Genomic DNA, 11,093 nt, shown 5'->3' on the forward strand with positions numbered 1-11,093 from the left:
ACCCGCCGGGATAGTGGCGCGCATGACGGAGCCCTCGATCCAGCAGCCGACCGCGCCGCCTGCGGATATGCGTATTCCGATCTCTGACGCGTTGGTGATGCTCGGTGGCGTCATGATTCTGGGCTTCTCGTTCGGCCCCTTTGTGAGTTATCAGCCGGCCACTCGGAACAGCACGGCTCTGGATTATTCGGCGTGGGAGTGGATCGGGTTCCTGGCTCCGCTGACCTGGTTCGTCGTCGTTGGCGGCCTGCTGTTGCTGGCGCTTGGTCTGTCGCGGGCGCTCAATGGTGACCGGAGCCTGCTGACGTTCCGCACTAGTCAGCTTCAACTCGTCGTGGCGGCGTACGCGGTTAGCGTCCTCATCGGATATGCGCTGACGGAAAAGAGCTCGGAGACGACGTCCTCGGCGGAGTTCATGGGTGCCCGGCTTCAGGTCGGCGCGACTACCGTCGGCGAGTTCGGGTGGGGCGGCGTACTGATGTTGGTGGGGGCACTTGTCGCATTGGTGGGGGCGCTACTCAACCTTATGAGGCGCGGCGAGGGCTGACGACTTCCCGATCGACACGCCGCCCGGCAGCCGTCTGGTTGCGTATTCGGGCGCGAGGATGATCGGCGTGGATCGTATCGAGCTGCTCATCCTCGCGGTCGGCGCGCTGGTCGTGGCGCTGCCGCTCGCGTCGAAGCTCGGTTTGCCGTATCCCGTGCTGCTGACCCTGGTCGGGGTTACTGCGGCGCTCATCCCCGGCGTACCGGAAATCGAGATCAATCCGAACTTCGTGCTCCCCTTCCTGTTACCTCCGCTGCTGTGGGCCGCCTCTACGCGTACAAGTTGGGCTCATATTCGCGCGAACCTGCGGCCGATCTTGACGCTGGCGGTGGCGCTGGTCGCGGTGAGCGCGTTCGCGGTGGCTGCAGTGTTGTCGAGCCTGTTGCCGCAGGTGCCGTGGGCGATCGCGTTTGCGCTGGGCGCGGCTTGCGCGCCGCCTGACCCGGTGGCCGCGACCAGTGTGGCGGGGCAGCTGGGGTTGCCGCACCGGATGGTCGCGGTGATTGAGGGCGAGGGCCTGGGCAATGACGCGACTGCGCTGACGCTTTTCAATACGGCGCTGGCCGCGGCGGCCGTGGGCGGGACGATTTCGCTGGGGAGCGCGGGGCGCGAGTTTCTCGCGGCGTCGGTGCTGGGCATCGGGATGGGGCTGCTGTTGGCGCTGGTCGCAGGCAAGATTCTGGACTGGCTGACCGATCCGGTGCTGGCTGGCGCATTCACGGTCGTGCTTCCGTTCGCCGCCTATGCCGCGGGCGAGGAGATCGGCGGATCCGGGGTTCTCGCGGTGCTCGCGATGGGTCTAGTTTTGGGCGGAGCTTTCTACCACGTTCAGGACGCGGAGTCCCGGCTCGTGGGATCGGCGTTCTGGGCCACGCTCGACCTGCTGCTCACGTCCATCGCCTTCATCCTGATCGGACTCGAGCTACGGCCGATCATCGAGGACGCCGGCTCCGACATCTGGCGGCAGATTCTGATCGGCCTCGGCGTCGCGGCCGTTCTCATTTTGGTACGCATGGTGTGGCTGGTCGCGTCCGGCCTGTTCGCCCACCGTTTCCTGCGTAGTACGGTGCCCGGCGATTGGCGGGAAGCGGTCATCCTCGGCTGGGCCGGCATGCGCGGAGTGGTGACGATCGCCGCCGCACTGTCGCTACCTGCCGCAACGCCGGAACGCGGAACGCTCATTCTGATCGCGTTCGTCGTCGTCATGGTGACCCTGATTTTGCCCGGCATTACGCTTCCGTGGCTGGTCAAGCGGGTTGGCGTCGCGACCGCCGATCCGGAGAGGGCGACTCGGGAAATCGCCGTACGCGTCGTCGGCGCGATGAACGAACGCATCACCGAGCTGCATGCTGACGGGGATCTCGATGACGAGGGCGCCGAGCGGTGGCGGCAACGCGTACGGCGCATCGTGGCCATGGTCAGTCCAAACCCTGAGACCGAGAGTCTTGTGGAGGAACGCGCTCAGTTTCGGCACATGCGCGCGGTGAACCTCGAACTCCACGCCGCCGCCCAGGCCGAGGCGCTGCGACTCCGAGCGGACGAGGGAATCGACCCGGCCGCGGATGACCGGATCTTGCGCATCATCGACCGTCAGATCGCCACTACCTAAACCAGTACTTGCTAGCAAGTACACGGACGGGTGGCTCACAAGACGGCCACTAGTGTGTCAAAGTAGTGGCGTGCGGCCTTCCGTCCAATTCCACAAATTGGGAAGTACGCACCCAGCTCTCCCGGTCCTGGTCTGCCAGAACCGGGAGAGCCCTTTGTTCCGGCTCGCCTTCGCGCGCCTGCCTCTCGCGCTGGGAGGCTTCGCGTGATCAGGTACCCCTGGTATGCGTCCGGCAGCCGATTCCGATGATCAAGTTCCCGCCATCTGCGCGAACAGGGGTATTCGCGCATACGAGCGGTATTTGATCTAGAAACGCAGGCGAAAATCGCAGACCACGGGCACTCAACCGTGGGCTCGCCTTTTGTCCGAGCGCTGCTCAGAGCATTGATCGAACAGCCGCCAGCACCACGGGGTCCCCACAGCCCTTCCTGAACCCCGCGATCCGCCGATCGATGTCCCGCTGAAGCAGCCGCTGGCCGATCCATTCGGCGAGCGGCCGGATCAGCTTCGGGCGGCACCGGAAGTTGTATCGCCAAGTCGCGATCGCGTGGCCGGGTTCCTCGGCCGGGGCGAAGCGCCAGCCGCCGCCCATCATCTCGAAGAACCACGGCCCCTTGACCATCTTCATGCCGACGTTGCTCGGCGGGTTGTACGAGACATATTCGCTGATCATCGTGAAGCCGTGTCGTGACCGAGTGAACGTCTGGACGCCCTTGGCCGGCTTGGTCGCGCCGTTGAGGAAGTGCTGTTCGCGTACGAACGGGTCCCAGCGGTAGCGGATCTGGCCCGTTGTCTGGGAGACCGCGTACGCGACGTCTGGTGGGACGGGGATGATGAGGGAGGCTACGACGACCGGCACCTGCCTATCTTCACCTGTGAGTTATCGCCTCGGCGACCGGCGGGTGGCCGAAGACATCGTCAGCGCAGTCTTCGCAATACCCTTCGAAGCCCTCGGGGCCCACGAAAGAAGTGCAGCCAGTCATGCGACAGATCTTGGCCGCGGGCTTCCCGATTACTCGCCAGAAGTTTCCTGGATCGGCTGAGTACACAGGAACTACCGAGAAGACAGGTTTTGGCCACCGTCGACGGTCTGGCTCCATGAGGTCGGCGAGCGCGATCCAGGCATCCTTACGTGTGAGGAAGAAGCCCAGCAGGACCGGATCATCGTCGTTCGGCCACCTGGCCAGCGGACCTGGTCGGGCGTGGCCTTCAACTTGTTGAACGGCGCTATTCACGGCTACACATTCGAGGAGCTGATCTGTTCAGCGGCCGCAGCGATCGCTTCTGGGGTGGGAAGATGCACGCTTCCAAATAGAGGAGCCTGCCCCAATCGGATGTGCTGAACAACGAACGTCGGCGATGCGCCGGCAAGAAGCGACTCCGCATGTGCCTTTCGACCGGTAGGGCCGTCGCGGAATTTGTCATTTCCGACATAGACCACAAGGGCCGTGTTCCCGCACCAAGCATCCACCCTGAACAAAGCGTCGGCAAGCGGATGAAGTCTGATGTCGAGACCCTGGCTACGGAGATTGGTCACAGTCCACAGCTCGCGCAGAAATGAGTAGTATGCGTTCCCGATTCGCCAACGGATCGCCTGCTCGATATCCGATCTTGGATGTCCGGACCGCTCAAGGCCTGCCTTCAGAGCTGCGACAGGGCTGCCGAGCATCGCAAATCCATCCGGATCATGGCGTGCATACTCACGGAAATCCTGCCAGCGTGGAATTTCTTCGGTGGCCTCCATCATGTGATGCAGCACGTGAGTAAACGCGAACTCTGGGTTCCAATTGACGACGCCAGAGACTGATTCCGCAATGCGGCGCTTGACCTCGCCGAGTGCGTGGTCGGTCGAGCGACAGGCACGCTCGACCTCCTCGGGAACAACTTCGTAGATCTTTCGAGTAATGTGCCCTTCGACTACCGGAACGACCTGTCGATAGCGCGGATCGGCCTGCCATCGTCCAAGGACCCGCCGGGCACGTGGTGCACGACAGAAGAGGTCGACGACATCATCGGCTGTCGTAACCGGCGTCGGGGCGGCGCCAGTCGGCATGGGAGAGAGCTCCTGAGGGGGTAGGAGTACTCCAAGCGGAGGTGATCTATCTCCGACTATGCCAAATGCTGTCGAGCCTCGCCGCTCGACTTATTCGTTCGTTGGGGTCCGTGTCGACTCATCGCGAAACGATCAACTCTTACGCAGGTAGGGCTTTAGGTGATTGGCGATCGCGCGCGCCAACGCCGAGGGGACCGCGTTGCCAATCTGCTTCGCAATCTGGATCTTGGTCCCACACCAGAGGAAATCATCCGGAAAAGTCTGCAGCTTCGCTGCCTCGAGCAACGTGATCGGACGGTTCACGTTTGCCGGGTTCTCGCGCCCGATCCACTGCGGATGCAGGTACTGACCCTTCTCCGGCTTGTAGAACTCGGTTCGGATCGTGAGCGACGGCGCGTCCCAGCGCATGCGTCCCATGACGTCCGTTGTCCCGGTCTTCTTGCGTCGCCAGCAATCAGAGAGGAGGTGATCGGGAAGATTGAAGCGGCCGCCGCCCGGAGGAATGTGATCGTATCGTTCCAACGATCGGGGGGTCGGGTTGCGTCCGATATGAAGATCGAGGCCCTTGAACTGTCCAGGAACGCGACGGCCGAAGAACTCGACCTCCGAGTCGGGAAGCTCGGTCGTCTGCGGCACGGTAGGCAGGCCCTCGATCGCATCTCGCACCGTCGCCCACGGCTGCAGATACACGCTGTCGAGGGTATCCCCGCGCGAGTGACTAGGCCCTGGCAGGTCGATCTTCCCGATCCGCGATCCGATCACGATCGTGCGGGTGCGTCGCTGCGGCGCGCCATAGTCGGCGGCAAGAAGGAGCTCGTGCGTGAGTTCATACTCCTCGAGTAGGCCGCCTGGAGATGACTCGGCGAGGAGGAGTTCGAACTCCGCAGAAGAGCGGAAGCGGTCGACGTTCTCGATGACGAAGACCTTCGGCCGCGCGTGTCGGACGAACCGGATGTACTCCTTCCACAGTTTGTTTCGTGGATCGTTCACATCGCGGCTTCCGAGGCCGGAGAAGCCCTGGCAGGGAGGGCCTCCGATGATGATCTCCGCGTCGGGAACATCTCCGTCGGGGATCTCTGCGATATCGCCCCAACGCATGTGATCTTCGCCGAAGTTCGCCGCATAGGTGCTTGCTGCGGCGAAATCCCACTCCACCGCCAAGATCGGCTCATACTCGCCAGCCGCGACAAACCCAGATGTCATCCCCCCACACCCGGCAAACAAGTCGATCATGGAGATGGGCTTCGGCATACGGAACAGATTAGGCCAGATCCACGCCCGGGCGATGTACTCCGAGCGCCCAATTTCGCCGGCACACTTGTACGATCTCTGCGATGCCAGGTGCGGCTACCATGGGATCCTCATGCTCCCAAACTCTGATCGACACCCATCCGGCCGCCTCAAGGCGCCGATCCGTATCGACATCTCTTGACTGATTTCGCTCTATCTTCGCCTGCCAGAACTGGTCGTTGTTCTTCGGCCAGGTGGCGTGCCGAGGGCAACCGTGCCAGAAGCACCCATCGACGAAAACAGCCACCCTGGCCTTCGAGAAAACGATGTCGGCTTCTCTGCGGAGCTCGGGCAAGGGGCGCCGATGTACGCGAAATCTCATCCCGATCCGGTGAAGCTCGCGACGCAGCGCGACCTCAATTTCGGTGTTCCGCGAACGCTGGCGGCTCATCCTTGATCGGATTGCATCGGTAGTCGGCAAGCGCTCCGAGGTCGCGGCGCGGCTTCGAGTCATCGATGCGGTCCCTTCGGTCCGATTTGCGAATCATACTCCCGTCGGGGGCCTAGCTCTGCCGCAGTGTCACCGGGTGGAGCCTCGTCGTCTCCGCTCGATAGCTCTTACTCGTCAGCGAAGCTACCGCTGAAGAAGCCAAGATCGCCGACGACCATCGCTCGATCGAGCAACGTGTTGTTGCGCTCGCAGCTCGTCTCCGGGAGTAGGACGCAGGCATGACAGGCGGCGAGGTTGAGATTGTCCGTACCGCTCGAACGGGCCTCCATGCACAGCGGATCGTTGGAGCACCACTCGGCTCGTTCGAGCGCTGACCGCAGCGACTGGGCGAGGCGTTCAGGTTCTCCCTGAGCGACGAGGCCGCCGAGGCTGCCGGCGGAGTCGCTCGTCGCCGTGTAGATCAACAATCCGGCCATCTCGTTGTCGACGTACAGGCGCTCACGCAAAGCCGAGGCAGGGTAACCGCCGTCGAGGCTCCACTCATTTATCAGAATGTGTGCGAGCGTGTGCAGCAGAAGAAATCTCGGCGTCACAGGAGATTGGACCAGCCGGTCATCCTGACCTGTCGTACGCTCGCGCAGCAACCGGAGATGGTTATCACGAATCTGACTGCTGCGTTGCAGAACGGCAGACTGAGAACACCAGAGACGTAGCAGGTCAGTATCGAGACGAAGGAATACTCCTTCTCCACTTACCTCTACGGCCGGGAGCCAGTCGATCGAGTCGTCGACTTTGAGTGGAGCTTGACGCTGTCCATGATCCTCTTCAAGAGGCGTTGCTCCGCGAACGAACGCGGCAAGCGCGCGGACTTCTCGCAGACGCTTGACCAGCATTACGCTCACGACCCCTTGCGTCCTCAGCACTGCATTGTCGCTACCGGCGGGCTCGCATACGAATGTTTGATCCATCAATTGTGGATCCTCAGGATTGCCTTCCGTAAGACTCCTGTATTCCTGACGCCGGATCTCGGCGAAGGGAGGTGCCAAGGCTGAAGCTGGTATGGCAGCGGCTGACTCCTGAAGATGACGGACAACAGATAAGACTTTTTCTATTGTTGTCCCACGGAGCTTCGCTGGCCAATGCTGGAAGAACCAGCGGATGTTCTCCTCCGACGCCTCCCCAAGGTGGTTGTCCTCAATCAGCCGGTTGATGCCCTCGCTCCAGGGCGGGATTGTCAGGGCGCTGTGAACAACGGGGTGCCAGACCGATGACGATCCGCGCTGCATTACTCGAGGGAGCCGACTGCATATAACCTGGGTTGCACCATTCAGCCAAGGACTCCGGCCTTCACATTGGATCCTCAGGTCGCGCAACACCTGAGCGCGAAACGCGCCCTCCATCGAGACTTCGGGAACGCCGCAGCTGCATCTGACGACTATCGAGCGTAGTGAAGCAGTACTCCCATCGGAGTGAAGCGAGAGCTTTCCTCCGCAATGCCCTCCGGCGTGTTGATTGCCGCGATGTACCCATTTCCAGTAAGGAAAGTCGTCAAGATGGCCATGATCGCAAGCGAGGACGAAACGTGATGTGACAAGATCCACTTCGCACTCACCACATTGCGCTCCCCCTCGGGAGGAGTTGAACCTGCGGAATGGCTGCAGTGTCCGGCATTTCGGGCAGGAGTAGTAATCGGGGAATCGCCGCACGCGGACCCCGTCGGCCCCCGGTGTCGACTCGGGCGTAGGCGGCAACCGGAAGGAATTGACGTCAAGTGCCGCCGCCAGTCGATGTTCGCGAATAACCTGCGCGTCGGCGATGTTCCATGAATCGATGCCTGTGACGATGAACGATTCGTTGTCGATCGCGATCATAGATCCGACGCCATACGTTGTGATCAGCTGTGAGCGCCGAACCGCCCCCACATTTCGAGGCCCGATCTGCAGAGGCGCTCCGGAGGCTCGGCGTCGGCGAGGACCGGCAGGAGAAGTCATTTCAGCGCTCCCCGCGTGTGTTGTCGAGAAAAAGAGGCGATTCGGCATCGACATCGCGCAGGCTCCACAAGGTTGGCCAGCCGCGAGAGGGGTTGTCGGGTTCGTTGTACGTGCCTAGAAGCGATCGTCTGCTCCCTGGAGTTGCCTCGTATACAAGGCCGGGAGTCTCAGCTGCGAATTGCCACCAGTCCACGAAGTCATCGAATTGTTCGGCTGTCGAGGTTGCCTCAGCCGGAGATGTCGCCTCGACGCGGCTCAATATGAGCTGGCGAATCGTGGAGTTGATCTCGTCCACAAAGTCATCGACAGATCCTGCAGCTGCGTTGTCCGCAGCTCGAGGAATCATCAGTCGAGTCAGTGCGACGATCACCGCATGGAGCCCGCGGTCGCGTGCCCGTGCGGAGAACGGTGTAACGCTCGTCGACTCGACAGAGCGGTAGAGGGCCGAGTGGAATCCAGGAAACTCCTCATAGTGTGAGCGATCGCGGGAGCGTGCAGAGTTGAGCATGACTGCAATGAGCCCTGGGTGCTGCCGGCCGACTCGGCTCGTTGCCTGGATATATTCGGCGGTGGTCTGCGGTTGGCCCATCACCGCCATAAGCCCGAGCCGATTGATGTCGACACCGACCGACATCATGTTTGTCGCAAGAAGGATATCCAGTGCGTCGTCATGACCCAGTCGGTACTTCAGCTGTTTGAGGTAGCTTGGGATCGCCATCGAGTCGGCTCGGCTACTCAATTCGATCACGGCGTCGGCTCTGCGCTTCGGCTGACCATCGCGGCCCGCCAGCAACTCAAGTCTCCCCTGGACGTCGTCGCGGACCTGGAGATCGGCGGCGGACAGCAGGCGGAGGCTATTGAAGTAGCCCACTAGCGTCCAATACGCATCCTTGACAGACTCATCCGCGTGGGACCGATCCACGGCGTGCAGGAGCGCAGCGTAGGTCCTCACCATGAGTGTCGCCTGACTTGTGGCAGGCGCGAGCAACCCTACGTAACGACGTGAGGCCTTCACCACGGCTGGCGCTTCGACAGCGAACCATGAGTCCCTGGCGTCGAGGCCAGCGGGAGGAAACTGCCGAACCCTGCGATCGAAAAGCGCGCCGATCTGATCTGCTGCACGACGAATGGTTGCCGTAGATGCGACAATTTTCGGACGCTCTGCGAGTTCGTCGATCGCTGTCTCATATAGACCAGTTAGGGTACCCAATGGCCCGGAGATCAGGTGTAGTTCGTCCTGGACGATGAGTTCCGGAGGCTTGACGTCCTCGTCGAAGTCCATGTTGAACAGCCGCGATGTCTCCGCTCGCCACGGCATAAGTGCGAACTTGTCCACTGTCGCTACTACGACCGACGGATGGGCGTCGTACACCGCTTCATCGATCAGATGAACCGGGAGTCCGGAGCCCTGGCTGAACATGCAGTCCAGGTTCGGGCATCGGATGATCATGCGCTTCGCCTGCCGCTGGATCTGATAGTCATCCACGGTAAGGTCTTCACCACACCATGAGCATTTTTCCAACTGCATTGGGTTCTCGCTGCTGTTCGGCAGGCTCGTCCGTGACCGCCGACGCAGCTGGAGCTGTTCCTCAGCGCGCTCGAGTGTGTTGGGCGTCGAGGATCGTCCTACCCACATGCCGATCGAGACTGGCGTCGGTCCCAGCTGCGTCATGAGCTCTCTGCGCATCGATTCCATCGCGCAAATCAAGATCGAGGCGCGCTCGAACTGCTGGAGTGTGAGCAACCGCAGGGTGTAGCGCATGAGGACAGTCACACCCTGGCCATCGAGTCCATCCCGGAGACGGCGGTAGAAGATCGTGAAGGCGATCAGGCCGAGGTATGCCTCTGTTTTGCCACCGCCCGTCGGGAACCACAGAAGATCGGCGACGCCACGGTCCGAATGTCCGTCGTCGACGAGGCCTTCCAGACACTGCAAGAAGAATCCGATCTGAAACGGACGCCAGCGTACTTGGTCGGGATCAGGTTTTCCCTCCCTCTTGCCCTCGATCCACTTCGCCCGGGCGTGCTGAATTGCCATGGCCTGATTGGCCAATTGGAAGGCCTCGAATACTGCGGAACGATCTGGATCAGCCAGGATCGCGACCCCGCGTCGCATACGGTTCAGTGCTTCAAGGCACAGCTCGATCTGTACACGAGCGATGCGAACGAACTGCTCTTCGACAGGTTCTTCGATCTCCTTCTCACGTGCCCTGATCCAGTCTTCGTATCCGCTCAGGAAGCTGTTGAACGCCTGGACGACCTGGCCGCGTTCTGATTTGCCCAGCCAGGACATGTCCAGGGCCGGCCCGTCGATCGCTGCGTTGGAGTCCGTCAGCAGTACCTCATATGTCGGAACGAACTCGGTACGAATCGAGGCCACCGCGGCCCGAGTGGCCAGCGAAGCCTGGATCGGTGGTGGCGACCAGTCGTAGGCGACCGAACACCCGTGCCCCGTCCCGAAGCGCGGTGCGTGACGATACAACAACATGCTCAGCGCAGTCTCGTCGTCGATCGATCCTGCACCGCGCATTCGCTCCACGAATGGCCGGGTGCCCTCGTCACCGTAGATCACGAGCTCGCACTGAAAAAAGCAGAACGCGTCCTGTAGATCGAACTCCTGAGTCTGGAACGTGTTGATCAGGGTGACCGTGGCGGTGAGAACCCCGCTTGGATCCGCAGTGCGGATGAGCGTTCGGAGCTCCAGTCCTTCCCAAACCTGGAAGCGCTGACCCACGTCGCCGTCTAGTTCAACGCGTACGGGTCCGCATTCGATCGGCTTCCGACGCCATTGCTCGCGCTGCTGTTCAGTGCTACGCGCGTCGCTGCGATGAGCTTCGATCGCAACACCTTGTTGGTCCTGCGGCACATACGCCGCAGCGCGCACCTTCACGTAAAGCACGCGGGTCACCGACGTGTCGACACTAAAGGTGAGTCCGATCGAAGACGGCTTGCGCCGGTTCGCCAGCACCACGCCAGCGTCCGCCGGCTCCTCGTCGGGATCGCCCCTGACGAGATCGGGAGCACCTTCGGCATCCTCCGAGCTCCAGGGCAAGTGTGTCTGGGGAAACAGGACGCCGACTGGGTAGGCAGTCACCGGAGCGTCCGTCACGAGCACCTCATCAGGACCTCCGAGCGGCCCAACGAGGTCGGATCGAAGGGCAGCGTACAACCCGTCGCGAAGTTCGTAGTGCGCATCAAAGGGCTGTCTCACG

General features: G+C 61.8%; 8 protein-coding genes. 2 read left to right on the forward strand and 6 right to left on the reverse strand.

The features are described 5' to 3' along the window. Positions 1 to 22 precede the first annotated feature (22 nt). On the forward strand, positions 23 to 547 hold the full coding sequence (locus tag HOV77_RS09690) for a hypothetical protein (RefSeq protein ID WP_290860453.1): 525 nt from the start codon (positions 23 to 25) through the stop codon (positions 545 to 547). A 58-nt stretch (positions 548 to 605) separates the two neighbouring features. Continuing rightward, on the forward strand, positions 606 to 2,156 hold the full coding sequence (locus HOV77_RS09695; RefSeq protein WP_290860455.1) for a sodium:proton antiporter: 1,551 nt from the start codon (positions 606 to 608) through the stop codon (positions 2,154 to 2,156). 376 nt (positions 2,157 to 2,532) lie between these two features. Here HOV77_RS09695 and HOV77_RS09700 read toward each other — a convergent pair whose 3' ends face one another. The 6 genes from HOV77_RS09700 to HOV77_RS09725 form a co-directional block, all read right to left on the reverse strand. After that, the gene (locus HOV77_RS09700) at positions 2,533 to 3,015 is read right to left on the reverse strand and encodes an SRPBCC family protein (RefSeq protein WP_290860458.1); all 483 of its coding nucleotides are present in this window, start codon (positions 3,013 to 3,015) and stop codon (positions 2,533 to 2,535) included. A gap of 378 nt (positions 3,016 to 3,393) precedes the next feature. Beyond that, positions 3,394 to 4,209, reverse strand: coding sequence for a hypothetical protein (locus tag HOV77_RS09705; protein WP_290860459.1), 816 nt, complete (start codon positions 4,207 to 4,209; stop codon positions 3,394 to 3,396). A 132-nt stretch (positions 4,210 to 4,341) separates the two neighbouring features. Then, positions 4,342 to 5,460, reverse strand: coding sequence for a DNA cytosine methyltransferase (locus tag HOV77_RS09710; protein WP_290860460.1), 1,119 nt, complete (start codon positions 5,458 to 5,460; stop codon positions 4,342 to 4,344). 10 nt (positions 5,461 to 5,470) lie between these two features. Then, a complete protein-coding gene (locus HOV77_RS09715) occupies positions 5,471 to 5,953 on the reverse strand; it encodes a very short patch repair endonuclease (RefSeq protein WP_363259938.1) in 483 nt (160 codons plus the stop codon). A 104-nt stretch (positions 5,954 to 6,057) separates the two neighbouring features. Continuing rightward, on the reverse strand, positions 6,058 to 7,935 hold the full coding sequence (locus tag HOV77_RS09720; RefSeq protein WP_363259940.1) for a DUF1998 domain-containing protein: 1,878 nt from the start codon (positions 7,933 to 7,935) through the stop codon (positions 6,058 to 6,060). Next, positions 7,883 to 11,092 carry a helicase-related protein gene (locus HOV77_RS09725; protein ID WP_290860463.1) on the reverse strand — a complete coding sequence of 1,070 codons (3,210 nt, stop codon included), beginning with the start codon at positions 11,090 to 11,092 and terminating at the stop codon, positions 7,883 to 7,885. Before HOV77_RS09725 ends, HOV77_RS09720 begins: the two co-directional genes overlap by 53 nt. Position 11,093: the final 1 nt, after the last annotated feature.

The sequence above is a fragment of the Hamadaea sp. genome, assembly GCF_013362815.1.
Lineage (GTDB): Bacteria > Actinomycetota > Actinomycetes > Mycobacteriales > Micromonosporaceae > Hamadaea.

Bases quoted from the DNA above. Each gene is read 5' to 3' on its own strand.
- HOV77_RS09690 (WP_290860453.1), top strand. From the start codon at position 23: ATGACGGAGCCCTCGATCCAGCAGCCGACCGCGCCGCCTGCGGATATG.
- HOV77_RS09695 (WP_290860455.1), top strand. From the start codon at position 606: ATGATCGGCGTGGATCGTATCGAGCTGCTCATCCTCGCGGTCGGCGCG.
- HOV77_RS09705 (WP_290860459.1), bottom strand. From the start codon at position 4,209: ATGCCGACTGGCGCCGCCCCGACGCCGGTTACGACAGCCGATGATGTC.
- HOV77_RS09710 (WP_290860460.1), bottom strand. From the start codon at position 5,460: ATGCCGAAGCCCATCTCCATGATCGACTTGTTTGCCGGGTGTGGGGGG.
- HOV77_RS09715 (WP_363259938.1), bottom strand. From the start codon at position 5,953: ATGACTCGAAGCCGCGCCGCGACCTCGGAGCGCTTGCCGACTACCGAT.
- HOV77_RS09720 (WP_363259940.1), bottom strand. From the start codon at position 7,935: ATGTCGATGCCGAATCGCCTCTTTTTCTCGACAACACACGCGGGGAGC.